Here is a 24,670-nt window from a genome sequence, read left to right on the forward strand (position 1 = left end):
ATTTCACCTTAACCAACCGCCATCAACGTACAGCGTTTGCCCCGTTAAATAATCCGCTTGCGGCGCCACCAAATTGGTGACCCATAGCGCAATTTCTTCCGGTTGTGCTAAACGTCCCAGCGGAATCTCCTGCCGCAGATCGGCCAACTCCTGGTCAGAAAAATCGGCATTCATCGCCGTGGCTACTGCGCCAGGGGCCACCACATTGACGGTCAGCCCACTGCCGGCCACTTCCCGAGCGTAAGCGTTGGCGAAACTAGACTGAGCGCCCTTGACGGTACTATAACTCACTTCCATCGCGCTACCGACCCCGCCATAGATCGACCCCACAAAGACAATCCGACCATGCTCCTGTTGGAGAAGTTTCGCCTCTGCCTGTTGGATCAATTGCATCGGTGTCAATAAGTGCAATTGGAACATCCGTTGGATCTGGTCACGGGACAAGCTACTAAAGAGTTGATAATCCGTCGTCCCTTGCGCAAACACCAAGGCCTGGAAATCCCCCCGGGTTTGCCAAAAATCAGGCGCCACAGGTCGGGTCAGATCGCAGATAAAACTCTGAAAATCCTGTTGCGGGTAAGCGCGGCTCAATTCCTTGATCAATCCCAGCACCACGTCCTGGTGTTTAAAGGCCTGCATGGTCACGGACCAACCCGCGGCGGCCAACTGGCGACAAATCGCCCCGCCAATATTCCCCGAGGCGCCGAAAACAACGGCCCGCCCTTTATATGCTGTGTCTGCCATCAGTCCTGGTCATCTCCAATAACTTGATAATCCGCCATTTTGCTGGTCGCAAAGAATTGACGCACCTGTTGCCAAGCTTGTTCCACCGTGACCGTCTGTAAATACTCACGTAAGGCCCAGGAATCCCAGTGGTAAAAGCCTAATTCTGCGGCCTCGACCCCGAGATTTTCCAAATTATCTTGACTGAACATCACATTACCAAGCATTTCCTTGCGCGCCAACTCAAAAGCAGCCACATCAACGGTTGCTGGTGTTAAGATCGCTTGCCGCAACGTCGCCAAGCATTCCGCCGGTCGCGGGGTGTTAGTGGTCAATAAAACGTAATTGAAGGCCCGTTCAACCGTAGTCGTGAACTGGAAACTGTCATCCACCAATCCGGCGTCGCGCCATTGCCGCCATTGTTTCGCCGTTTCACCGAATAAAGTGGTCAAAACCAACTCCAGGGCAACTTGCAATGTCATGGCCGCTAAACTTGAAGTCAATGGCTGACCACGAAAGCCTAGGGCAATTTTGGTGGGACCATCGACACTATCCGTGGGCACCTGCTCCCGTGCCAACGGAGCCAACTTCGGCGCCCGCAGCGCTGGGGCGGGCAGCTGGCCCAGGTTTTGCCAAACTGAGGCCGCCGCGAAATAATGGGGCAAGTCCACCCGACTGAGATCAGCAACCACACTGACACGCATCCGTTGTGGTTGATAGAAGCAGTGGTGGGCAGCCAACAACAATTCCGGCGTGATCTGAGCTAAAGCGGCAGGCGTGCCACCAACGTCTTCCGCGATCGGTTCCTGCGGGTAAAGTCGGGCCATGATGCCCATCACCAAGGCCCAATCAGGCTGATCCCGATACATATTCAGTTCTTGCGTGATAATGCCGCGCTCTTTCTCAACGTTGGCCGCGGTGAAGTAGGGTTGCGCCACCAATTCGCCTAGCAGGTCTAAATTCTCGGCCAGTTGCCCGGCGCCAGCAAAATAGTAAGCGGTCTTGGAAGGCGTGGTGAAAGCATTGGTTTCCGCTTGATTGACGGCGAAACGTTCACTGATGTCACCACTTGCTTTATTAAACAGCTGGTGTTCAAGAAAGTGCGCGGTGCCGGCGGGAAACTGCCATTGTTGCTGCTGCCAGACCGCTTGGCGATCGATCGCCCCGAAATCAACCATCACCAAGCCAAATTGACTGAGATAGCCGGGCTTATCAATCAAATCGATCATCAAGCCATTACTCAGTTGCATCGTTTTCATCGCCTTCCTCCTCTCCTTGGCCAATCAATTTGGTCACCACTTGTAAATTCAGTTGACCCACACTGGCCGCCAAAGTCGCCGGTGTGATCGCGCGTAAGGCCGCCGCAAAATCCGCGTCGGAACGCAATGATTGGGGCTGAAGTACGCGATTCAATTGCCGGTTGAGCAGCCGTTGCGGGGAATCCCCCACCAGACGACGGCGCTGGATCAGATTATCTTGGACCAAGCCAACTAAGGTCGCCGGCGTTGCCCCAGCCGCCACTTGTTGGAGCGCGGCGCTGACCAAGCTTGCCACCTGGTCCAATTGCGAACCGGCCACCCCAGCATCCACCAGCAGCCAGCCTAAGGTGAAATCGAAATAAGCGCTAATGTCATAGACTAGCCCCTGCTCTTCTCGCACCTGTTGAAATAACAGTGACTGCTCACTGCCACCCAATACTTGGCCCAGGACCAGCAGGTTGTCCCGTTGCTGCTGCACTAATGGCGTTGGCGCCATGTATGCGAGGCACAACCGACTCTGCGCCCCGGCAATCGGTAATTCGCGGCGTTGCAATGGTCGAACTTGTTGCGGCACAACTAACGGCAAGGTCACCGCCGTAGTCTTCCGGGCGCTAAACGGTAAAGCCGCCGTCAACTGCGCTTGCACCTCAGGCAAAGTCAACGCCGATAGCCCCATGATCCGCACCGGCCATTGCGCCAAAATTTCCCGATACAACTGACGCATCCGCGCCAGATCCACCGCTGCCACCTCCGCCAGTGTCCCTACCGACGGCGACTGTAATTGGCTGGCAAACGTAGGCTCAACAAAGAAAGCCGCTTTCGTTTGGCAAAAGGCCTGGAAGCCATTATCCGTTTGCAGATCACGCAATTCACTGATCAGCGCTCTTTTCTCGACTTGAAAAGCGGTCGCCGCTTGGTCTGTATTCAAGAGGGATTTGAAAATCACCTCATGCAACAGCGCCAAGCAAGTTTGCCAATTGCCACCACCAGCTTGCGGTTCCACAAAGGTCAGCCGAAACATCAAGTCATGCCACTGCCCCAATGGTCGATTACTGATCTGCAGATCCGCGCCGTACCCAGCCGCCAAAGCCGCGCTGAGCTCCTCACTATGGGGATAACGTTGACACCCACTGCTTAAAATTCGGCTCAACAAATTAAGCTCACCGAAATTAGCCTGATCGATGCCCTGCAGGAAATGGCATTCGATCGCATTGGTTTGAAATTTAGTTGTAGTGGTCCAAGTCAATTGGACCCCAGGTTTAAGAGAAACTATCACACAACAACCTCGATCTTAATTTAATCAAGCGACCACCGCCATAACAACGGGGTCGCCGCAACGGCCGAATTCGCTGATACTTTTTTTGAAAATGAGCTTGAGGCGGTTAACTGGCGCCACCAACGTCGCCACGCCTAGGCACGGGTTCTAAACCTTGGTTCTAGGGCCCGATATTCCAGGGCTCAATATAAATAACGCCCGGCAAAAAACTAAATGGAAAGACTTGATGCCCAGACACGATACGAGAGCCAAATATAAAAAATGAATGCGATGACTGACTGCAAAAAGTCGAATACAAAGACTCGATTCTAAAACTCACCGCAAAAACAACTTAAGACAAGTAAGCCGAGCCATCCGCCGGACCCTCAGCCGCCATAAACTGCTGGTAATTGGCCATGGTCCAAATCACTTTGCGTCCCTTACTGCCTTCGGATGGACCGACGACACCCATTTGTTCCATGTCTTCCACGATCAATGCCGCCCGATTGTAACCGATCCGAAACCGTCGCTGCACCATGGAAGTGCTGGCCTTATCTTCTTGGATCACATAGGCCACCGCCTCAGCGAAGTGCTCGTCGTGTTCATTCTGTTGGCTATCATCGCTCACATCATTGACGTGGGCAATCAACTCTTCATCGTACTCAGCATCTTGCTGATTTTTGACGAAATCACTGATTGTTTCCACATCTTGACTGGAAATAAAGGCGCCTTGCACCCGCACGGGTTTCGATAAGCCCAAGGGCGCGTACATCATATCCCCACGCCCTAATAACTTCTCGGCGCCGTTCATGTCCAAAATCGTCCGTGAGTCGATCCCACTGGACACCGCGAAAGCCATTCGTGAGGGAATATTGGCCTTGATCAAGCCCGTGATCACATCCACGGATGGGCGCTGTGTGGCGATGATCAGATGCACACCGGCCGCCCTGGCTTTCTGGGCCAACCGCACGATCGAAGTTTCGACCTCATTGCCAGCGACCATCATCAAATCCGCCAATTCGTCGATCACGATCACTAAATAAGGCATTTCTGTCATGACCGGATTCGCCTTATCACTGTTATTCTGATGAACCTTGGTATTGTATTCCTTAATGTCACGAACACCAGCGGCTTCAAAGCGTTGGTAACGGTCCTCCATCTCGCTGACCGCCTTGTTCAACGCGTTGGCCGCCTTTTTCGGTTCAGTCACGACTGGCAACAGCAAATGGGGAATGTCGTTGTAGACGGAGAGTTCCACCATCTTCGGATCGATCAACATCAATTTGACTTGATCTGGCCGCGCGTGCATTAAAATACTGGTAATGATGACGTTGATCATCACCGATTTCCCTGATCCTGTGGATCCAGCAATCAGCAAATGGGGCATCTTGGTCAGATCCGCGCTAACAATTTCGCCTGTGACGGATTTGCCTAGGGGCACCTCCAAAACCTTTTCCGGTCGGCGTTGCTGCTTTTCGATCACTTCGCGGAAAGAGACGGTGGCAATCGTGCGATTTGGCACTTCGATCCCAACATAAGGTTTCCCCGGGATCGGCGCCTCGATCCGAATATCCTTGGCGGCCAAGGCTAAGGCCAAATCGTCAGCTAAATTGACGATTTTATTGACCTTGACGCCTAAACCGGGTTTGACTTCATATTTCGTCACCGTCGGCCCCAGATCAGCGTGAATGATCTGAACATCCACCCCAAAACTGCGAAAAGTCTGATCCAACGTGGTCCGATTTTTCTGGATCAACGCTAATTCACCAGACTGATCCGTCGGGGGAATCACGCTGAGCAGCGAAGTCGTCGGTAACTGATAATGATCATAATCAGGTTGCGGCTCCGGTTCTGGTACACTGACCGGCTTGGTCGGCTTGATCGCGCTAGTTGGCGCAACCGCGGAGGCCGCCGTCGCCGCGTGTTCCACCACCCCACCGGTCGGCGTAAAATGAACATCAAAGCCATCGTGCGGGCGCGGCAAATCGGTGTCATCAGTCGCTGGGCCCGGGTCCGTCGCCAACGTCGATGTTGGATCCGGCGCGGCGGTGTCATTGGTCGCCGCGCTGCTGGTCGTAAAGGGCGTCGCCATCATGGCATCCACCGACGCCTGACTTTTGTCCAGTGGTGGGGTCGGTGCCGCAGTTTGATCCGCTGCCGCAGTGGCCGCTGGCGTCGAACTGGATTGTTTTGGTTCACTGGCACTAGATGCTGTCACATGATCAGACTCGGATTGAAAGAACCGTTGATGAAACCCGCGAATACCCGCAACCATTTTTTGAAAAGCGTGTTGAAGCCAACCTAGTATTTTCTGCAAACCCAGCACAAGATCTTGGAATGGCAAATTGGTGAACAGCATCAAACCAGCAATCATCATAATAATTGCGAAAATAATGGTTCCCCAATTGCTGGCCAAGAAGTAAGTCGCGCTATAGGCAGCCGTCCCCAGCAAGCCACCACCAACAGATTGGGTCACACGCCCGCGGCGAAAGTCAGCCTCTAGTAAACTCCAGATCACTTTCAGAAATTGACCATGGATCGCGTTATGCTGAAACAGAATCGTCGCGCTTAAAATCAGGTTACTCAAATAGACCAAGATCATGCCCCACAAGCGTTGAGCCGGGATTCGGTCGGGAAAATGTCCCAGAACCAACATGTATAGTCCAGTCATCCCAAAGACCACTGCCGCGATCAAATAAGTGTCCCCGACAAACAAGCGGAAGGTGTTAGCAAACAGATTCCCCAAGAACCCCCAGCGAAAAATCGCCAAAACAGCGAACAGCGTGAAGACCAGCCCCACGATATTCATGGTTAGATTTGATTTTTTCTTACGCCGTGACTGGCGCCGTTTGCCTTTACGTTTCGCCATGCTACCAAACTCCCTCCTGTGCTTTCTAAACTCGTGATACCCCGCGCTTTGAGTCAGGCAAACTAAGCAGGGACCGGCTTGACCGGCTTAACACCTGCACTCGCCTGCCCGCGCTTGCCTTCACGAAATCTATTTCAATTTATCATGCGGATACTGATGGGTCAGCTCCAAGCCAGTGAAACGCTGCTGACGCAAGGCTTCATAAATCACCAGCGCCGCCGTATTCGACAAATTCAGCGCCCGAACATTATCAGTCATCGGGATCCGTAAACAATTCTGCTGATGTTCGCGCATGAAGTCCTCTGGCAGACCGGTGGTTTCTTTACCAAACAAGAAATAATGATCCAGCGAAATATCGGAGAAATCAGGTTCGCTGTACACCCGGTCAGAAAATTTAGTAATCAAATACAAACGTTTCATTTCTGGCACAGTAGCCAGAAACGCGGCCAGATCGTCATGATAAACTAGGCGAACTTTGTCCCAATAGTCCAGTCCCGCCCGCTTCAAATGTTTATCATCAGTTTGGAATCCCAGGGGTTTGATCAAGTGCAAAACGGTATCCGTCGCCGCGCAAGTCCGAGCGATATTGCCCGTGTTCGCTGGCATTAACGGTTGGTACAAAGCAATATGATTTGTCATTTTCTAAGTCCTTCAATATAGATAATTTTGGCGTGTCCTGGATTAGCACCGATTCGTGACCAAACCACCGCTAAAACAGTTAAAGTTGGAAGCGTCCACGGTGCTAACCTCTCCTGAACAACAAGTCAGGCCAGGTTGGCGCCGTTTCGCGCCCACGCCATTGATCAGAAAATTTGCCCGTGGTTAACCACTTCGAGCAAATAGTTTCAACGTTTATTCTAACATAGTTGGCAGGGAGACAAAAGCGGGCCCGATCCAGAACTGATCACTGAAAATCACTGGTCGCGGCTAACGGATCAAGGTTGCAAGTCCCCACCGGTCAACCAGGATCGCTCTGAAAACAAAAAAATGTAGCCCCTCGGTTTTTCAACAGCGAGAAGCTACATTAGTAAGACCATCACCGTCACTTTTAGCAAAGGAAACCCTTGATAAAAGCCCGACTTCGACCTTGAACCTAATATACCACGCATTTTTCAGTATTGGCAAGCCTATTTCTGAAAAAAGTGAATTTTCTGAAAAGAATTCGTGAATCTTTCCGAAAAACGGTTATGATTTTGGTGAATGCTGCTCTTGCTTCGGTTGCTCTGCCGTTGGCGGCGTTCCGCCAGCGGTCGGATCATCTGACGGTGCGACCAAGCCCAATTGCTCTTCTTCATCATAGAGACCAGTCACCGTTTTGAACCAATCGAACAGGCGTGAAACCAGGATCTTCACTACCGCGTAGGTTGGAATCCCTAAAAGGACGCCAAGCAGGCCGAACATTTTCCCGGCTGCCAGTAACAAAATCAGCGTGGTGGCAGGATGCATCTCCATTTTGCTACCCACGACCAACGGGGAAACGACCCGGCTTTCGATCGTTTGCTCGATCATGAAAACAATCAGCACTTTCATGACCATGAAAGTGTTCGTGAAAGCTGCGATGATCAACGCGGGAATGATTGCCAAAAATGAGCCCAGATAAGGAATCAAGTTCAGAAAACCCGCTAAGACACCTAAAGTCAGGGCGTATTTCTGACCAATGATGGCATAGCCCACCGAAAACATCACACCGACCCAGAACGCGACAGTCAGCTGACCACGAATATAATTACTCAAAGATAAGTTCACGGCCGTCAGAAGCTCGCCGGTAGAGTGGCGAAATTTCGTTGGAACGAACTTCAGCAAATAGCCTTTGAATTTTGGACCATCTTTCAACATGAAGAAGAGGATGAATGGCGCCGTCCCCAAAACCAGCAAAACATTCGTAACTGCGCCCACCGCGGAACCAATATTGCTGAACCAGCCAGAAATACTACTATTAAGTTGCTTGGTAAATTCTGAGGAAATATTTTGCAACTGCTGATTGATCTGGTCACGCACCGTGGCAAATTCAGAATCATTCAGGATTTTCCGAGTGGTGTTTTCGATATTCTTCCAATATAGCGGCCAATTGTCTAAAATCTGTTGGGTTTGATTTTGAATGATCGGGATCAAATTAACGATCCCCCACACAATCAACGCGAAAACCGCCACAAAAATCAAACTGATCGTCAAGATCCGCGGGATTTTCAGATGGCGCTCCGCTAGCTCAACCAATGGCTCGATCAAATAGAAGAGAATGCCCGCCAACAGAATCGGCGGTAACGCCACCGCCAGGAAATCCCCCACCGGCTGAAAGACCCAGCTAACACTAGCAAAAATCCAGATCACCGCTAAGAAAAGCAAGATGTTGATCAGGATCACGGTCACTTTATTATTTAAAAACCACTGATAAAACCACGAACCTGGTTTCTTTTTCTCAGATTTCTGTGCCGCCATTAGTGGCCTCCTTTAGCGTCAAGCCAATGAACAGTGATAAATGATCGTGGTGCCCACTTTGAAAGCCGGTTTGGGCTGTTTGGCGAAATGAATCGCGTTTTGCAAGCCCATAGGCGCCGCTTCGTCAAAGACCAACGTCACGTGTCCGATGGAGCGGAGATTATTATCGACCAATTCTCCCACGCTCTTGATGGGATAATCCTGCCCAGCGATTGTCAAACGATCGCCGACTTTCAGGGTCAAGTGTTGCATCTGTGTCGGATCGGTGAAGGTTTGAATCACCGCCACTTCGCGCAAGGCCGCGCTGGCTGTTTCGTTAAACAGAATCACCATCGGATCCCCGCTGGTCAACGCTTGGGGACCGACTGCTGTTACTTTTGCTTCAATATCCATGTCAAAAACCTACCTCGTTTTGAAATGTTGTTACTGTCATTCTAGCACAGTTGGCCAGATGTCGGAACTGGCAAGAGCGGGAACTGATTTCGAACGTTCGGTTCTGCTTCTGAGCTTGCGCTTGATTGCGGGTTTTGGTGGGTGTTGCACGTGAGCGCAACCGGCTGGGACTGCTGTTGCGGACTGGAACGTGGTGGGCATCGTTTGAAGCCAATCCGCAAGCCCAGCAGCTTGTCTTCAAATCGAGCCTTGTCCTAAGCGGCAGAGCCGCAAAGGACAATTTCACCACTGAGCCGCGCAGTCCCAGCCGGTTGCTAGGCAAAATTGAGCCTATCTGTAATCGAGGCGAAGGATTTGACGAAGTGGTTTTGCAAAATAGAGGTCAAACAATTGCCCACTTTTGGGGTGGTACGGCAATGCCAACGGATTCCGAAAGTCTGGGATTGGTCTTGAACCTGCGCTTAATTGCAGGTGTGGTGGGTTTCGATGTGGACGCAACCGCCTCAGGACGTTTGTTGTGGCTGGAACGCGGTGGGCGTCGTTTGAAGCCAATCCGCAAAACCGGCGGCTTGTCTTCAAATCGAGCCTTGTCCTAAGCGGCAGAGCCGCAAAGGACAATTTCACCGCTGAGCCACACGTCCTGAGGCGGTTGCTAGGCAAAATTGAGCCGATCTGCAATCGAGGCGAAGGATTTGACGAAGTGGTTTCGCAAGTTAGAGGTCAAACAATTGCCCGTTTTTTTGGTGGTACAGCAACATCAACTGAATTGTATCAAGAGGCCGGGACATTTGGTGTAGGCTGAACATCTCTACTTGTTTCCTTAACGATGCATGAGTGAAAACGACCGATCCAGCTGATTCATCCAGAACTTGCCTCAGTTCATCAGACAGACTGCCCCGGTGTCACCAATTCAAAGCTGGTAACCACTAACCACGGTCGTCAATTGCGTGGCTCCCCATCAATTGACCATAGCTTACCAGCTGGCGTGAGTGCTCAAACGGCTGTTAAAACGTTGAGCGGCTGGAGCGGAGAAATTCGGGGTGAGATCGCCGTGTCGTTATTCTTAGCGGCTTTGCCGCTTAGAATAAGGCTCAGCTTTGAGATTTTCGGCGCCCTTCCGAAAAGCTCAAAGTGACGCCCACAGCGAGCTCACCCCGAATTTCGCAGCGCAAACCACGGCCACCCTACTTTTGGAGGTGGTACTGCAATACCAACGGATTTGAATTAAAAGGTCGGAATATTTTGCATAGGCTGAATATCTCTACCCGTTTCCGTAACAATCCATGGATGGAAAACGACTGATTCGGCTGCTTCATCAAGAACTCGCCTCAGTTCATCAGACAGACCGCGCTGGTGTCACCAATTTAAAGTTTGTGACCACTAACCACGGTCGTCAAGTGCGTGGCTCCCCATCAATTGACCATAGCTTGTCAACTGGCGTGAGTGCTCAAGCGACTGCTAAAACGTTGAGCGGCTGGAGCGGAGAAATTCGGGGTGAGATCGCCGTGAAATTGTCCTTGGCGGCTCTGCCGCTTAGGACAAGGCCTGATTTTGAGACAAGCCGCGCACTTTGCGGATTGGCTCAAAACAGCGCCCACAGCGAGAGCGCAAGCCGCGGCCAACCTACTTTTGCAGCGCAAGCCACGGCCAACCTACTTTTGCCAGTCATACCAGCGCATCATGCTTGTCATTACCGCACAACGCACAAAAACTCACCATCGAGAAAAGCCCGCTTGTTTGTTAGATTATGCTATACTAACATTGATAAATTATGGAGGTACACCATGAAAGAAAAAATTCTCTTCGGCGGTTATACCCGTCGCGTTGGTCAAGGTATTTACGAGGCCACCTTGGATACTGAACAAGCAGTAATCGACGAACCGCAGGCTTTTATCAAAGTGGGCCAGCCGACTTACTTGGCGCTTAGCCAGAACCAAGTTTTGTACACGGTCACTAAGGAAGGCGAAGAAGGCGGACTTAGCGCCTATGATCTTTCTGGTGGAACGCCGCGGCTGATCAATCGGGTCACGTCGGCCGGCGCACCGCCAGCTTATGTGGCGGTTGACGAAGATCGGCAACTGGTTTACGGCGCTAATTACCATAAGGGTCAGGTCCAAGTTTACCGGATCTTGGCCAACGGTGGCTTGGAGCTGGCTAGTGTGGTCAATCACGTCGGCAGTGGTCCACGGCCGGAACAAGATAGCGCCCATGTGCATTTCACCGATCTGGCGCCCGATCACCGTTTAGTCGTTTGCGATTTGGGGATCGACGAATTGGTTACCTATGATGTCAGTCCTAGTGGCGACTTGGCCAAGGTTGCCAGCTATCGAACCGAGGCGGGCTATGGTCCACGGCACTTGGTTTTCAATCCCAATGGGCAGATTGCTTACTTGCTGGGCGAGCTTTCCAGTAAGGTCCAGGTTTTGGCTTACCATCCTGATGGTCACTTTAGTTTGATCACCACCTACTCATTGATTCCTGACGATTATACCGATTTCAATGGGAGCGCGGCGATTCGGATCAGCCGTGATGGCAAATTCCTTTACGCGTCGAATCGCGGGCACAATTCACTGACTGTTTTCGCGGTGACCGCTGATGGCCGCGACTTGAATTTAATCCAGCGGATCAGCTCTGAAGGTGATTTCCCTCGGGACTTCAACTTAGATCCTACCGAGAAATTCTTAGTTTGCGCCAATCAGAACACAGATAATACGACCCTTTATCGCCGCAACACCGCGACCGGCCTGTTGACGAAGATCCAACAAGACATCAACACGCCTGAAAGTGTCTGCGTTTTGTTCCTGCCCACCCGTTAAGCACGGCAACTATATCTAAAAAAACTGAAGGGACGTTACCCTGTTGAATATTCTGAAAGCTATCATCCTGGGGATCATTGAAGGTATCACCGAATTTCTACCAATCAGCTCTACCGGCCATTTATACTTGGCCAATGAGTTTGTCAAACTGAAGGAATCCACCGCGTTCATCAATATGTTCATGGTCGTGATCCAATTCGGCGCGATCCTGGCAGTGATCCTGCTCTACTTCCATAAACTCAACCCCTTCTCACCGAAGAAAAACAGCCACGAGAAACAGCAGACTTGGACGTTATGGCTGAAGGTCCTGGTGGCGGTCCTCCCTTCGATCATTGTGGGTCTACCTTTGAACGACTGGATGGACGCTCATTTGACCTCTTGGCCAGTGATCGCCACAACCTTGATTGTCTATGGGGTTCTGTTCATTTTGATCGAACGGCGCAACAAGAATCGTCAAAGTGATCTGACTGATTTGAATCAGCTGCCCTATAAAACGGCGTTATTTATCGGTCTCTTCCAGGTTCTGGCCTTGATTCCAGGCACGTCACGCTCCGGTGCGACGATTCTGGGCGCAATGATGATCGGGACTTCTCGCTTCGTCGGCACCGAATTCTCCTTTTTCCTGGCCATTCCGACAATGTTCGGCGCCAGCTTGCTGAAAATCGGCAAATATTTCCTAAAGGGGAATTCCTTTACAGGTGAACAATCGTTGGTGCTGCTGGTCGGAACCTTGGTTTCCTTCGTCGTTGCCTACCTGTCGATTCGTTTCTTACTCAACTATATCAAGAAGAACGATTTCCAAGCATTTGGCTGGTACCGGATCGCGCTGGGTGTGATCGTCATCGCGTTCTTCGGACTGAAAGCGATGCTAGGTTTCTAACAAGGAGTGATCAATGGTGTTAAAAGAGGTTTGTGTTGAAAACTATACCCAGATTCCCGCGGCGGTTCAGGCTGGCGCTCAACGAATCGAACTCAACGACAACTTAGCGGTTGGCGGTACCACCGTTAGTCACGGGGTGATGGCGGAAGCGGCCCGCTATTTGAATGAACAAGAGATTCCCTTGGTGGCGATGATCAGACCCCGTGGCGGCAATTTCGTCTACAATGATCTGGAACTGAAAATCATGGAATCGGATTTATTCGTCGCTCAACAAGTCGGCGTGGACGCGGTCACTTTCGGCGCCTTGACCGCCGATCGCGCTTTGGATACGGAAGCGATGGAGATGTTGATTGGCGCGGCGGGCGGCTTACAAGTCGTGATGCATATGGCCTTCGATGAGATTCCCGTGCAGCGCCAACAAGCCACGATCGACTGGCTGGTGGATCACGGTGTCAGTCGGATTTTGACCCATGGTGGGCCTTTGAACACCCCGATCGACCAACATTTCGCGCAACTGGCGCAAACGATCGCCTTGGCGGCTGGCCGCATTGAGATCTTACCAGGTGGTGGCATTACCAACGAGAACGCCGAACGGATCGCCGCTGAATTAGGCGTCCGTCAATTGCACGGTACCAAGATCTTAGGTGATCTTAGCGCCGAGTAGGATGACGCAGCGTCAGTTCACCAGGTGACCGGCGGCATGCGGGCAAACGAACCGGCTCCAAGCGGCGCGTTGCAGTGATTGCAACCAAGCTGATCGGAACGATCAATATCGTCATCACGAATTTCAGAACTGCCAAAAAGCGCTAACGGCTGCCGCCGCTAGCGTTTTTGTTTGGTGTTTTGGTGGGTCGGTGTCAATTGGTCATCTGGCGTTGTTCCCAAGTCAGGGTGTGGCTGTTGCTCTGGCGAAACCCCTCCGTCTTGGCCACAATGTACAATGGCCGTTGGCGACTGGCGGTGAAGATGCGTCCCAGATAGGCGCCTAACACCCCGATGGTCAGGAGAATCAAGCCGCTTAGACTCACTAGTAGGAAGGCAATCAGTCCCGTGCCGCCAAGGTTACCGGTCAATAAATTGATCAGTCCGATCAGCAGGCCTCCCCCTAGCAAGCCGCCGCCAAACCAAGTGGCTAACTTCAAGGGCACTTCCGAGAACGAGGTGATGCCATCCAGCGCCAATTTGATCATTTTCCGCAGGGGATATTTACTTTCACCGGCTAGGCGTTCGTGGCGTTCATAACTCACCGCCGTTTGCCGAAAACCAACCCAACTGATCAACCCGCGCACATAGGGGTCATCTTCGTTGATTCGTTTGAGAACTTCGGCGACTTGGCGATCGATCAGGCGGAAATCCCCAGTATCTGTGGGAATGGCCACGTCGGTGAGTCGCGCCAGCAAGCGATAGAAAAGATGGGCGCTGGTTTTCTTGAACCAGGTTTCGCCATCGCGTTGAACGCGTTTGCCATAAACAACTTGATAACCTTGATGCCATTGCGCGATCATCGCGTTGATCACTTCCGGGGGATCTTGCAGATCGGCGTCCATCACGACGATCGCATCGCCGCTGGCATAGCGGATCCCCGCAGTGATCGCGATTTGATGACCGAAATTCCGAGCAAACTGCACCAGCTTGATGTTGGCATAATGCTGACGAGCATGTTCAATGATCGTGGCGCTGTAATCACTGGAGCCATCATCAACAAAGATCAATTCATAGTTCTGTGACTGCGCCGCGACGAAATTCTCTAAAGTTTGGATCGTTGTCGGCAAAATTTCATGTTCATTGAACACAGGTAACACAATCGAAATCGTTTCTTGAGTCATAGCACAACTCCTTTCATTGTTCGTTGCGGTGCCGCTGCGTCAGCTAGGGGCACCGTCTTTTTTCTCAGTTGCCAGGTGGTCAAGTATGGCCACCGGAACTTGCCAGCTTAGTCAAAAATACCGGTTAAGTCGTATAGTGTGCCACTTTCACCACCTAGACCTGCGCCAGGACCACCTTGCTGAGTCGTTGTGGTTTGATTGTTGTTCGTGGTTGGGCCATTGCTGCCTGTGGCTAACTTCGTCGTGGTAGTAGTGTCCGTGGTCGTAGTATCCGTGGTCGTCGCCGTTGAATCGTCACTGCCAGGATCAATGGTAGTCGTCCCGTTCGACGCCCCATCATCGGTGGTCGTCCCATTAGTTTGGCCGGCGCCACTATTTTGACTGGTGCTGGTGGTGTCCGTGCCGCCATACTTGCTAGCGGCGACTTGCTTCCCGTACTTCTCGACCCATTTGACAATGGTATTGTTGCTGCTCTTGCCAGCGACATAGAAATACTTCAGTTGACCGGATTTGACCAGTTGCTTGAATTGATTCAACGTGATCGCCGGATCGGTGCCATTGAAGCCACCGATGGCCATCACCGCGTCACCAGTAGCGATAATATAAGGGGCAGCTGTGCCAGAATCGGTCGTCGCAAACAGGTAAGTCGCGCTGCCTTGATGTTTCTGCAGATAACTGAGTAGCCCACTATTAACGGTTTCGCTACCAAGCCCACCTGCCTGACTACCCCCCGTACTCAACAGTGACGGACTGGCGTAAGGAATCGCCGCGGATTCGCCGGAAAGCGTTGGCGTCAAGGACCACCACGCCGGGGCGATCACCATCGCGATCGTACTGGATACCAGAATGCTCGGAACTAATTTCTTTTTCAAATTACTGAACTTACCGATCAACAGCAAAGCAACGGCTGTCGCGCCGGCCAGCAACAAGATCCAGCTTAACCATGGGTAATAGCTATAGACATACCAAGCCTGTAACCCACTGGTGACCAGAATGGCCAAGGGCAAAAGCGCCAAAGTCCAGTGGTTCCGCTTGGCCCAGAATTGCCGCCAAATGGCTGGTAACCCAATGCCGACTAACGCGGCGATCGCTGGCGCCAACATGATCATATAGTAAGGGTGGAAGAAACTGGCGACGGAGAAGAATCCATAAGTCAAAATCAACCAACCCGCCCAGAGGATCACTTCATTTTGGCGAGCGGTGGTTTGGTACCAACGGTTCTTGCGCCGGCGATAGAAATAAAACGCGCCGATCAAGCCAACCATCGCGACGGCCAGCAGCCAACTAACCTGTTGACCAAGAGCCTTCTGGAAGATTCGGAAAGGTCCCGCGGTGCCAATATTGAAGGCCCCACCTGCGCCACCGTTTCCACCGCCAGGACCACCTGTTCTCATTTGCTGACCACCAGGGCCGCCGGGCGTCGTCGTACCATTAGTGGTGTTCCCATTGGTCGTGTTGCCATTGGCCGTATTGCCATTGGTCGTGTTGCCATTGGTCGTCGTGCCATCAGTGCCGTTGCCGGCCGTCGTATTCCCGTTAGTGGTGCCGTCAGTCTGGCCATTCCCGCTAGGCGCGGTGCCAGATGGCGGCGTGCCGCCCTGACCTTGGCTGTTGCCAGTAGTGGCGCCATTACTGTTTCCAGGACTACCACTTGGCGGTGTTCCTGCTGGTGGTGTTCCCGCTTGCGTATTATTCCCACTATTCGTATTCCCGGTGGTGCCATCGCTGACGCCGGCTGTGTTACCACCGGCCTGAGCGGTGCCATCGCCAGACGGTGGCGTTTGGCCGCCACCCATTTCTGAACGACTGCCACCCATCCCACTGAATCGAGCACCGGTACCGGTTGTTTGTCCCAGCAAGCGTTGGGTCCCGTTATAGCCGAAAGCCAATTCCAAAACCGAATTGGTTTCCGAACCACCTTCATACGGGCGCTCGCTGGCGCTAGTCAAATCAACGGATAAGGGCCACAATAAGGTGAAGAAAACCAAGGAAAGCGTGGCGAGGGCCAAATGCCCCAGCTTTCGCCGCCAAGGCTTCTTCGTGGCCAACCAGTAGTAAACATACATGATCGGTAAAATCATAAAGGCCTGCAACATTTTGACGTTGAAGGCAACTCCGATCAGGCCGAAACTGAGCATCACAAACCAAGGTCGTTGGGCCTGGGTCGCTTTTTGCAAAACGTAAAGCGCTAATAATAAGAAGAAGATCAACGTGGCGTCCATATTATTGGTTCGAGAATCGGCCACCACGATCGGGGTCAAGGTCATTGTCAGCGCCGCCAGATTACCGGCGATGCGCCCGAATTTCGGCTGGACCAAGCGATACATTAAGTAGACCGAACCGACGCCGAAAAGAACCGATGGCAAGACGACACTCCAGCCGTGCACGCCGAAGATCTTCGCGCTGATCGCCATGAACCATAAGGCCACTGGCGGCTTATCAACCGTAATGAATCCCGCTGGATCGAAACTGGCGTACCAGAAATTCTTCCAACTTTTGGTCATACTGACAATGGCCGCGGTATAGAAGTCATTGGCGCTGCCAGCCTCCCAAATTTTCCAGGCGTAAAGAAAGAGCGCGCTGATCAAAATCCCAACTAAGAACCAATCAAGCCGCAGACGCGCGCGCACTGGGCGTTGTTTGTTGACCGCCGCTGGTTGTGGCGTTTGCGGGTGTTGCTGCGTTGTACTATCCAAAATTGTCACCTCATTTATCATTCATCTCAGCAAACTATGCTAAAATAAGCGTAATTCATCGTCTGCTGACTACAAAATACTGATTAACTAATGAATGACTTCAGTTTACCCGGCCAACCATAAAGTCAGCTTAAATAAACATGAACATTTTGCGAAACTTCTAAGAGTGCGAGCCGACCTGGGCAGCTTCTGAGCATTAGCCTAGCAATTGTTTTGAAAGCGGGTTTCGCTTTCGGAACAATTGCGTAGCTAAGCGGAAAGCACTGGGGTGGTGAGCACGTTTCAGAAAAGGAGAAATATGACCTCGACCAATATTTTATTAATTGAAGATGACCAAGAATTGGCTTTGGGCATCCAACGTTTTCTCAAGAACGACGCGACGATCCAAATCGAGACCAATGGCTTGTCCGGCCAAGTCGCTGGTGAAACCGGCGCCTTCGATCTGGTGATTCTCGACTTAATGCTCCCAGGCAAAAGCGGCTACGCGATCTTGAAAGCCTGGCGTCAACAGGACAAATTGAGTCTGCCGGTCTTGATTTTAACCGCCAAAGACACGCTGGCTGACAAGGCTCAAGGCTTTGATCTCGGCGCCGATGACTATTTGGTCAAACCATTTCACCGCGAGGAATTGTTGATGCGCGTCAAGGCACTTTTGCGGCGTTCCGGCCATGATGTGACCGTGGAAAAATTGCGCCTAGGAAACGTCCAAGTTGATCTGCAAACCCACCAGGTCACCGTGGGCGCCACGGACCTAACTTTTGCGGGCAAAGAATATGACCTGTTGGTTTACTTTTTGCAAAATCCCAAGATCATTTTGACCAAGGCGCAGATTTTCGAACGCTTGTGGGGCTTCGATTCGACCACGGCACAAACCGTGGTCGAGGTCTACCTCAGCAATCTGCGGAAGAAACTGAAACAGGCCCAAGCCAACCTAACGATCCGCACGATCCGCAACGCTGGCTATCTGCTGGAACAACCTGGAGGCCCTGCCGATGAAAACTGACCCCGTGAGTCAACACCAGCAACGACGGCTATTTTGGAGTGAATTGATCAGCTTCACCTTGATTTTCGCGATTCTGGCAGTGGTGATCTTGAACCTCTACCAAAGCAGTTTGTTTCGCACGGTGGACCAAGATTTAACGCAACAACAAACTCAACTGCGCTCCAATCGAGCGCCCCAACCCGCCGACGCCCCCAGCATTCCGTTTCAAGCCAATGCCTTGGTTTTTGACAGTCAGGGCAACATCACGAATGTGGATTTCCTCGGTCAGCAGAATTACCGCTTTTTCAAGAAAATCAAGTTGAACAAAGACCAGAAAAACCAATTGGTCACCACCAGCGTGACTAGCGGGGCGCAAACCGCCAACTTCCGTACCTTGCTCGTCAAGGTCAGCGCCAGCAACCCTGAACCCCATTACGCCGGGCATTATGTCCTGTTGATCCAAAATATTGATACTCAGATCCAGGCGCTAAAGAATTTCCGGCTGGTGTTGGTCATGAGTTTAGCAATCTGCGAATTACTGGCAGTGGGCTTGGCTTATTTCTTGACGCGTCGCAGCATGAAACCAATCATCAACGCCTGGCAACGCCAACGGGATTTCAGCGCGGACGCGGCCCACGAACTGCGCACCCCGCTAACCGTGATCCAGAATAATTTGGAATATTTATTGACCCAACCTCAAGAAAAGATTGAAACCGAGGCGGAAACGATCGCCACTGCCCTGAATGAAACCGCCCGCCTGAAAAAAATCACCCACGACCTGTTGACCTTGGCGCGCGCCGATGCCACTGCCCTACCAATGACCTTGCAAACAATCTCCGGGGCAAGTTTCTGGAACGATTTTCTGGCGCCTTATCAAGAAATCGCCGCCAGCCAACAGAAATCTCTGACCCTACTGAACTACGAACCCCATGATTTCCAGGGCGACCCTCAATTACTCCAGCAACTGCTGGTGATTCTGCTGGATAACGCCTTAAAATACACCCAGACCGGCGACAGTATCACAGTCAATGTAAAGAATATCAACGGTCGCACACAATTTAGCGTCAGTGACACCGGCGTGACCATTCCAGATAGCGCCAAGGCCCATATTTTCGATCGCTTTTATCGCGCTGACGCTTCCCGCTCCAAAGCAACCGGGGGCAGCGGCTTAGGACTGGCAATCGCGCAGTTGATCGTTTCTCAGCATCATGGGACAATCACGGTCAGTGACCAGCAACCACAAGGCGCCCGGTTTACCGTCACGCTACCGCAGAAGGTCTAAGTTCAGTTTTTGAGTCTTCGCTTGATTTTAGGTGTGCTGGGTTTGAGTGGAGACGCAACCGCCTCAGGACGTTTGTCGTGGCTGGAACGCGGTGGGCATCGTTTGAAGCCAATCCGCAAGCCCAGCGGCTTGTCTTCAAATCGAGCCTTATTCTAAGCGATAAATCGCTAAGAATAATCTCACCGCTGAGCCACACGTCCAAGTGGTTTTGCAAGATAGAGGTCAAACAATCGCCCACTTTTGAGGTGGTATGTCAACACCAACGGATTCGGATTTGTTGGTCGGACCATCATGTGTAGGTTGACCAACTTTACCTGCTCCCTAGACAATACTTGAGTGAAGGCCAACTGATTCGGTTGATTCATCAAGAACTTGCCTTAGTTCATCAGACAGGCTGCGCTGGTGTCACCAATTTAAAGCTTGTGACCACTAGCCACGGTCGTCAATTGCGTGGCTCTCCATCAGTTGGCGATAGCTGGCTAGTCGGTGTGAGTGCTCAAACGGCTGTTATAACGTTGAGCAGCTGGAGCGGAGAAATTCGGGGTGAGATCGCCGTGAAATTGTCCTTGGCGGCTTTGCCGCTTAGGACAAGGCCTGATTTTGAGACAAGCCGCGCACTTTGCGGATTGGCTCAAAACAGCGCCCACAGCGAGCTCACCCCGAATTTCGCAACCAACGGATTTGGATTAGGAGGTCGAGACATTTTACGTAGGTTGAACATTTTTACTCGTTTCCTGAACGATTCATGGTTGGAAATCGACTGATTCAGTTGATTCGCTGAGAGCTAGGTTTGTTCATCAGACAGACTGCACTGGTGTCACCAATTTAATGCTGATAACCACTAACCACGGTCGTCAATTGCGGGGCTCCTCATCAATTGGCGATAGCTTGTCAATTGGCGTGAGTGCTCAAACGGCTGTTAAAACGTTGAGCGGCTGGAGCGGAGAAATTCGGGGTGAGATCGCCGTGAAATTGTCCTTGGCGGCTCTGCCGCTTAGGACAAGGCCTGATTTTGAGACAAGCCGCGCACTTTGCGGATTGGCTCCAGCGCAAGCCGCGGCCAACCTACTTTCATGCCCGCCCGGCCAAATGAATGAATAAAAAAAGCCTGAAAGCAAGCAATCAGCCAAGTTCCGATTGACGTTACTTTCAGGTTTTTTAGCTGGGGATCAGCCCAGCAAAACAGTACCCGTTCTCAATTCAAAAAAGCATGCAGGAAAATCTGAGCGATGCTGAAATAGATCAGCACACTGGTCAAGTCACTCAAGGTGGTAATGAACGGTCCACTGGCCACCGCTGGATCGAAGCCCAATTTGTCCATCAACATGGGAATCAAACTGCCGGCCAAATTGGCCACGGTGATGGCGGCGGTCATGGCCAAGCCAATGGTCAGACCCAAGACAAAATTCTGCTTCCAGATCCCGACGATCAAGGTAATCGTTAAGCCGGTGACAACCCCGGTCACCAAGCCGGTCAAGATCTCACTCCCGATCAACCGCAATAACTTGGGTTTGTCATCATTGCTCAAGGCCAAGCGGCGCACCGCCACGGCCAAACTTTGTGTACCGGCGTTACCGGCTGTCCCGGTGATCAGCGAAATGAACACCGCCAAGATACTGGCTTCGCTTAACAGCGATTCATAGTGGTTGATCAAGGTGGCGGTAGACATCCCTAAGAACAAAAGGGTGATCAACCATGGTAACCGTTTTGAGGCGGCCTTGAAGGGATTTTCTGAAACGTCATCCACATCGACCCCGGCTAACCCGGAGTAATCGGATTGAGCCTCATCATCAATGACTTCGATGACGTCATCAACGGTAATGATCCCGACTAATTTCTGAGCGTCGTCAACAACGGGCAAGGCGATGAAGTCGTAATCCCGGATTTTCTGAGCGACGTCAGCTTGTTCGTCATGAACGCTGGCGGTGATCACATTAGGCGTCATCACTTCCGCTAATTTTGTGTGATTGTCGGTAATGATCAAATCACGCAAGGTGATCACCCCGACCAAGTAACGATCGGCATCGACTAGATAAACATAGTAAATCGTCTCGGCTTCGTCAGCCTCCCGTTTCAACTCGGCCAGAGCCTGACCGACCGTTAAATCAGCCCGCAAACTGACGAAATTGGTGGTCATGATCCCGCCGGCGGTTTCTGTATCGTAATGGAGCAGTTTCCGCAACTGAATGGCGTCGGCCTTGTCCATCAATGACAAATAATGGTCCACGTCTTCTTTCGGCAAGTGCTCCAAAATATCCGCCGCGTTATCATCGAACATGCTGTTCAACAATTCCGCCGCGTATTGCGGATCCATTTCCGCCAAAAGCTCCGTCATTTCAGGCAGGTCATCTTCAATCGTATCAAAGAAATCCCCAACTTCATGCGGATCCAAAATATGATAAAGCAAATGCCGTTGTTCATCAGTAAGCGCCAGATAAAACTGCGCCTGATCATAAAAATGCATGTTTAAAAAGGTTTTGCGAAAAACCTTATTTTCGCCTTTAACCAAGGCTTGTAGTAATTTGGCATTTAAAATTTCAGTTGGTTCCTGTTTATTTTCCATGCACTCACCTCATTGAGCGACCTTAAGTCGTTAATGACAACGCTGCCCAAAGTCGCGCCATATCTGTTGGTAATGGCGCTACCAACGTGATTTCTCGCTTCAAGATCGGCTGATAAAAACTTAGCTGGGCGCAATGTAACGCTTGACGTGGCGCTTGCGCACACTGTGGTCCCTGATACAAAGCATCGCCGTAAAGTGGATGACCTAAGGCGGCCAAGTGGACCCGGATCTGATGAGTCCGCCCCGTCAATAAGCGCAAGCGCACCAAGGACGCGTGGGCGCTGGTCGCCACCACTTGGTAGTCGGTGCGCGAGGCCTTGCCATCCGCCGCGATGATCCGCCGCATGCCATGTTCTGCCGCCCGCCGAATCGGCAAGTCGATCTGCCCTTGCGCCGGCGTCAACACACCAGCGGCAATCGCCAAATATGTTTTCTGCAGGCGTTTGGTCTGGGCCTGTTGCGCCATTAAGCTGTGGGCGTAAGAACTTTTGGCGAAGAGAATCAGCCCTGACGTATCCATATCTAAGCGGGTCACGATATGGATCGCCAAACTCGGCGCTCCTTGGGCGGCCAAGTAACCCTTGACGCGATTAGCCATCGTATCCGTTGGGTGGCTTCGCGACGGGATCGAAGGAACCAGCGGTGGCTTATTCAAAACCAGAAACATCTCATCTTCATAGATCACAGACAGCGGAGAATGACTGAGACTGATCGAGTCAGCCACTGGTTCTGGCGCCAAGTAAACCCGAACCACATCACCATCAGTCAACTGATAATTGGTGTAACGCTGGTGGTGATTAACAAAAAGTTGTCCGCCTGAGAATTTCAAGCGGGCAATCTGCGCCTTCGAAAAACCATGTTGCTTCAAGAATTGTTGCAAAAGTAGCGGCCGTTCATGTGGCGCCTGGCGATAGATCCACTTATACGCCATCATGTTGTTCATCATTATCCTCACGATGGGCGCCCAAAAACGAATCTTCTACCCGCGACCAGAAATGCATATGGCGATATTTGGCGAAGCGAATCCGTTCATCGGCAATCCGATATTTGATCTGCTTGATTGCGCGGTTATGGCTGCTCAACTGATCCACCGTTAACGTGTAATCGGCGGCACAGCTGGTTTTGACCGTGATCCACTCATCAGGCGCGATCACGATCGGCGAGGACAGCGTGCGGAAAACCCGATTATTGATCGAGGCGATCTCGGTCAATTGTAACGCCTCCAACCGCGGATGCAAAACCGCCCCGCCTAATGACTTGCTATAGCCCGTCGAACCGGTGGGAGTGGCCACACAAATCCCATCGCCACGAAAGCTTTCAAAAAACTCATCGCGAATATAAATGTCCGCCTTGATCGTCAGCGCGTTCCGCCGAATCGACGACTCATTCAACGACAAGAAATGACTAGGCTCATTTTGATCATCATAGTCCACTTCAACGTTCAACAGCGGATAACTGACACTTTGACCTTGGTCCGCCACGATCGATTCCACCAACTCTGCCAGCTCGTAGTCCCGCCAGTCCGTGTAAAAGCCCAAGTGACCAGTATGGACACCGACAAAGCGGACTCGATCCAATTGATGACTATACCGATGGAAACAATTCAGCAGCGTCCCATCACCACCAACGCTGATCACCAAATCAGGATCGATCGGATCCACCAGAATATTGACCGCGGCCAAGCGTGCCTTTAATTCATTGGTTACCCGCGTTGATTGACTGCCACTATTGCCAAAAACTGCGATTTTCATGACGCCGCCCCATTTTTATCATTTGGATGTTGTGGTGCTGTTGGTTCATCGGACTGAGCAAGTGACGAGTCGCTTGCTGGCACGCCCGTTCCAGCAGCGTGATCTGCTGCGCCGGTGCCAGTGTCGGCCGCCGACAGATCTGCCTCAAGACTTGCCGGATCGCCCTGCTGCTGGTCATATTGATACCGCTGCGCCTCTTGGATCTCCTCGCGAATCTCCGACATTTCTTGATCCAACATGAACGACGCTTCGGCAGCCCGTTTCAAGCGCTCACTGATCTCTTCAGGAAACTCGCCTTGATATTTATAATTCAACGAATGCTCCACCGTCGCCCAGAAATTCATCGACAACGTCCGCACCTGGATCTCGACCAGCACTTTCTTCTCCTGATCGATCAGCTGCAACGGATATTCGATCACAATGTGATACGACCGATAACCACTCGGCTTACTGTTCGACACATAATCCCGCTCCTCGATCACCGTCATATCATTACGCTGGCGAATCAAGTCAGCCACTTGATAAATGTCTTCAACAAATTGGCACATGATTCGCAAACCAGCAATGTCTTGCATATCAGTTTCCAAGACATCCTCGCGAATATAGCGCCGTTGCATTTTTTCTAGAATACTGTTGACCGGCTTGACCCGACCCGTCACAAATTCAATCGGCGAATGCTCCCCTTGATTTTGATAAACTTTTCGTAATGCCCGAAACTTCAATTTTAGCTCGTCAACCGCTTGTCCATAAGGCATTAAAAATTGCGACCAATTCTTCATTACAATTTTGAGCGGGAAACCTCAGACTTTAGTCAGAGGAGGAAAGCCTGCACTTGCTAACGCTAGTTAGCTTTCTTGCTTGGTCGTCCCGCCTTGCCCCTTTCTGTTCTCTGATTTTGAATATAGTTGGCAACCGTCTCTTTTGACATGTTGCCGAGTG

23 protein-coding genes and 1 pseudogene are annotated in these 24,670 nt (G+C 51.5%); 11 read left to right on the top strand and 13 right to left on the bottom strand.

What is annotated here, in order from left to right; translation table 11 throughout:
- Positions 1-3: 3 nt before the first annotated feature.
- The 7 genes from ymfI to EKM94_RS09200 form a co-directional block, all read right to left on the bottom strand.
- The gene (gene ymfI / locus EKM94_RS09170; protein ID WP_125600787.1) at positions 4-744 is read right to left on the bottom strand and encodes an elongation factor P 5-aminopentanone reductase; all 741 of its coding nucleotides are present in this window, start codon (positions 742-744) and stop codon (positions 4-6) included.
- Entirely contained in the window at positions 744-1,982 is a 1,239-nt protein-coding gene (yfmH, locus tag EKM94_RS09175) for an EF-P 5-aminopentanol modification-associated protein YfmH (RefSeq protein WP_125600789.1), read from the bottom strand. The genes ymfI and yfmH overlap by 1 nt, the downstream gene beginning before the upstream one ends.
- On the bottom strand, positions 1,960-3,258 hold the full coding sequence (locus EKM94_RS09180) for a M16 family metallopeptidase (RefSeq protein WP_125600792.1): 1,299 nt from the start codon (positions 3,256-3,258) through the stop codon (positions 1,960-1,962). Before EKM94_RS09180 ends, yfmH begins: the two co-directional genes overlap by 23 nt.
- A gap of 331 nt (positions 3,259-3,589) precedes the next feature.
- Entirely contained in the window at positions 3,590-6,106 is a 2,517-nt protein-coding gene (locus EKM94_RS09185; protein ID WP_125600795.1) for a DNA translocase FtsK, read from the bottom strand.
- Positions 6,107-6,235: 129 nt separating this feature from the next.
- Positions 6,236-6,745 carry a tRNA (uridine(34)/cytosine(34)/5-carboxymethylaminomethyluridine(34)-2'-O)-methyltransferase TrmL gene (gene trmL / locus EKM94_RS09190; RefSeq protein ID WP_125600798.1) on the bottom strand — a complete coding sequence of 170 codons (510 nt, stop codon included), beginning with the start codon at positions 6,743-6,745 and terminating at the stop codon, positions 6,236-6,238.
- 546 nt (positions 6,746-7,291) lie between these two features.
- Positions 7,292-8,542: an AI-2E family transporter gene (locus tag EKM94_RS09195; protein WP_125600801.1), complete on the bottom strand. Its 1,251-nt coding sequence runs from the start codon at positions 8,540-8,542 to the stop codon at positions 7,292-7,294.
- 18 nt (positions 8,543-8,560) lie between these two features.
- On the bottom strand, positions 8,561-8,935 hold the full coding sequence (locus tag EKM94_RS09200; protein ID WP_125600804.1) for a PTS glucitol/sorbitol transporter subunit IIA: 375 nt from the start codon (positions 8,933-8,935) through the stop codon (positions 8,561-8,563).
- A gap of 137 nt (positions 8,936-9,072) precedes the next feature.
- Between EKM94_RS09200 and EKM94_RS09205 the strand changes: the two genes are divergently transcribed.
- From EKM94_RS09205 to EKM94_RS09230, 6 genes are all read left to right on the top strand, one after another.
- Entirely contained in the window at positions 9,073-9,531 is a 459-nt protein-coding gene (locus EKM94_RS09205; RefSeq protein WP_125600807.1) for a hypothetical protein, read from the top strand.
- Entirely contained in the window at positions 9,453-9,737 is a 285-nt protein-coding gene (locus EKM94_RS09210; RefSeq protein WP_125600810.1) for a hypothetical protein, read from the top strand. The genes EKM94_RS09205 and EKM94_RS09210 overlap by 79 nt, the downstream gene beginning before the upstream one ends.
- A gap of 141 nt (positions 9,738-9,878) precedes the next feature.
- Positions 9,879-10,070, top strand: a complete 192-nt coding sequence (locus EKM94_RS09215; protein WP_125600814.1) for a hypothetical protein — start codon at positions 9,879-9,881, stop codon at positions 10,068-10,070.
- A 649-nt stretch (positions 10,071-10,719) separates the two neighbouring features.
- Complete coding sequence (locus EKM94_RS09220; RefSeq protein WP_125600863.1) at positions 10,720-11,751, top strand: lactonase family protein; 1,032 nt, start codon at positions 10,720-10,722, stop codon at positions 11,749-11,751.
- Between the two features lie 40 nt (positions 11,752-11,791).
- Complete coding sequence (locus EKM94_RS09225; protein ID WP_191987502.1) at positions 11,792-12,631, top strand: undecaprenyl-diphosphate phosphatase; 840 nt, start codon at positions 11,792-11,794, stop codon at positions 12,629-12,631.
- A gap of 13 nt (positions 12,632-12,644) precedes the next feature.
- Positions 12,645-13,295 carry a copper homeostasis protein CutC gene (locus EKM94_RS09230; RefSeq protein ID WP_125600819.1) on the top strand — a complete coding sequence of 217 codons (651 nt, stop codon included), beginning with the start codon at positions 12,645-12,647 and terminating at the stop codon, positions 13,293-13,295.
- Between the two features lie 193 nt (positions 13,296-13,488).
- Here the strand turns inward: EKM94_RS09230 and EKM94_RS09235 are convergent, their stop codons facing one another.
- Both EKM94_RS09235 and EKM94_RS09240 read right to left on the bottom strand, forming a co-directional pair.
- Positions 13,489-14,457, bottom strand: coding sequence for a glycosyltransferase family 2 protein (locus EKM94_RS09235; RefSeq protein ID WP_125600822.1), 969 nt, complete (start codon positions 14,455-14,457; stop codon positions 13,489-13,491).
- Positions 14,458-14,801: 344 nt separating this feature from the next.
- Positions 14,802-17,087, bottom strand: a pseudogene (locus tag EKM94_RS09240) (glycosyltransferase family 39 protein); the annotation flags it as partial.
- Positions 17,088-17,451: 364 nt separating this feature from the next.
- Between EKM94_RS09240 and EKM94_RS09245 the strand changes: the two are divergent.
- The 5 genes from EKM94_RS09245 (at position 17,452) to EKM94_RS09265 (ending at position 20,518) form a co-directional block, all read left to right on the top strand.
- Entirely contained in the window at positions 17,452-18,156 is a 705-nt protein-coding gene (locus tag EKM94_RS09245) for a response regulator transcription factor (RefSeq protein WP_125600828.1), read from the top strand.
- Entirely contained in the window at positions 18,146-19,417 is a 1,272-nt protein-coding gene (locus EKM94_RS09250) for a sensor histidine kinase (protein WP_125600831.1), read from the top strand. Before EKM94_RS09245 ends, EKM94_RS09250 begins: the two co-directional genes overlap by 11 nt.
- A gap of 77 nt (positions 19,418-19,494) precedes the next feature.
- Positions 19,495-19,716, top strand: a complete 222-nt coding sequence (locus tag EKM94_RS09255) for a hypothetical protein (protein WP_125600834.1) — start codon at positions 19,495-19,497, stop codon at positions 19,714-19,716.
- 57 nt (positions 19,717-19,773) lie between these two features.
- Positions 19,774-20,181 (top strand): hypothetical protein, encoded by a 408-nt coding sequence (locus tag EKM94_RS09260; protein WP_125600837.1) that lies wholly within the window; start codon positions 19,774-19,776, stop codon positions 20,179-20,181.
- Between the two features lie 64 nt (positions 20,182-20,245).
- Complete coding sequence (locus tag EKM94_RS09265) at positions 20,246-20,518, top strand: hypothetical protein (RefSeq protein ID WP_125600839.1); 273 nt, start codon at positions 20,246-20,248, stop codon at positions 20,516-20,518.
- Between the two features lie 94 nt (positions 20,519-20,612).
- On the opposite strand, the gene mgtE is transcribed toward EKM94_RS09265, so the two are convergent.
- From mgtE to EKM94_RS09285, 4 genes are read right to left on the bottom strand one after another with little or no spacing between them, the layout of a single operon-like run.
- The gene (gene mgtE, locus EKM94_RS09270) at positions 20,613-21,980 is read right to left on the bottom strand and encodes a magnesium transporter (protein ID WP_125600842.1); all 1,368 of its coding nucleotides are present in this window, start codon (positions 21,978-21,980) and stop codon (positions 20,613-20,615) included.
- 22 nt (positions 21,981-22,002) lie between these two features.
- Positions 22,003-22,914 (bottom strand): RluA family pseudouridine synthase, encoded by a 912-nt coding sequence (locus EKM94_RS09275; protein ID WP_225422200.1) that lies wholly within the window; start codon positions 22,912-22,914, stop codon positions 22,003-22,005.
- A complete protein-coding gene (locus EKM94_RS09280; protein WP_125600845.1) occupies positions 22,901-23,731 on the bottom strand; it encodes an NAD kinase in 831 nt (276 codons plus the stop codon). Before EKM94_RS09280 ends, EKM94_RS09275 begins: the two co-directional genes overlap by 14 nt.
- Positions 23,728-24,510, bottom strand: coding sequence for a GTP pyrophosphokinase (locus EKM94_RS09285; protein WP_125600847.1), 783 nt, complete (start codon positions 24,508-24,510; stop codon positions 23,728-23,730). Before EKM94_RS09285 ends, EKM94_RS09280 begins: the two co-directional genes overlap by 4 nt.
- Between the last annotated feature and the right edge of the window lie 160 nt (positions 24,511-24,670).

This window comes from Lapidilactobacillus achengensis, assembly GCF_003946655.1.
Classification (GTDB): Bacteria; Bacillota; Bacilli; order Lactobacillales; family Lactobacillaceae; genus Lapidilactobacillus; species Lapidilactobacillus achengensis.

What these genes read in the sequence shown, in the direction of transcription:
- ymfI (WP_125600787.1), bottom strand. Translation starts at nt 744, where the DNA reads ATGGCAGACACAGCATATAAAGGGCGGGCCGTTGTTTTCGGCGCCTCG.
- yfmH (WP_125600789.1), bottom strand. Translation starts at nt 1,982, where the DNA reads ATGAAAACGATGCAACTGAGTAATGGCTTGATGATCGATTTGATTGAT.
- EKM94_RS09185 (WP_125600795.1), bottom strand. Translation starts at nt 6,106, where the DNA reads ATGGCGAAACGTAAAGGCAAACGGCGCCAGTCACGGCGTAAGAAAAAA.
- trmL (WP_125600798.1), bottom strand. Translation starts at nt 6,745, where the DNA reads ATGACAAATCATATTGCTTTGTACCAACCGTTAATGCCAGCGAACACG.
- EKM94_RS09195 (WP_125600801.1), bottom strand. Translation starts at nt 8,542, where the DNA reads ATGGCGGCACAGAAATCTGAGAAAAAGAAACCAGGTTCGTGGTTTTAT.
- EKM94_RS09200 (WP_125600804.1), bottom strand. Translation starts at nt 8,935, where the DNA reads ATGGATATTGAAGCAAAAGTAACAGCAGTCGGTCCCCAAGCGTTGACC.
- EKM94_RS09220 (WP_125600863.1), top strand. Translation starts at nt 10,720, where the DNA reads ATGAAAGAAAAAATTCTCTTCGGCGGTTATACCCGTCGCGTTGGTCAA.
- EKM94_RS09230 (WP_125600819.1), top strand. Translation starts at nt 12,645, where the DNA reads ATGGTGTTAAAAGAGGTTTGTGTTGAAAACTATACCCAGATTCCCGCG.
- EKM94_RS09235 (WP_125600822.1), bottom strand. Translation starts at nt 14,457, where the DNA reads ATGACTCAAGAAACGATTTCGATTGTGTTACCTGTGTTCAATGAACAT.
- EKM94_RS09245 (WP_125600828.1), top strand. Translation starts at nt 17,452, where the DNA reads ATGACCTCGACCAATATTTTATTAATTGAAGATGACCAAGAATTGGCT.
- EKM94_RS09250 (WP_125600831.1), top strand. Translation starts at nt 18,146, where the DNA reads ATGAAAACTGACCCCGTGAGTCAACACCAGCAACGACGGCTATTTTGG.
- EKM94_RS09265 (WP_125600839.1), top strand. Translation starts at nt 20,246, where the DNA reads ATGCTGATAACCACTAACCACGGTCGTCAATTGCGGGGCTCCTCATCA.
- mgtE (WP_125600842.1), bottom strand. Translation starts at nt 21,980, where the DNA reads ATGGAAAATAAACAGGAACCAACTGAAATTTTAAATGCCAAATTACTA.
- EKM94_RS09275 (WP_225422200.1), bottom strand. Translation starts at nt 22,914, where the DNA reads ATGATGGCGTATAAGTGGATCTATCGCCAGGCGCCACATGAACGGCCG.
- EKM94_RS09280 (WP_125600845.1), bottom strand. Translation starts at nt 23,731, where the DNA reads ATGAAAATCGCAGTTTTTGGCAATAGTGGCAGTCAATCAACGCGGGTA.
- EKM94_RS09285 (WP_125600847.1), bottom strand. Translation starts at nt 24,510, where the DNA reads ATGAAGAATTGGTCGCAATTTTTAATGCCTTATGGACAAGCGGTTGAC.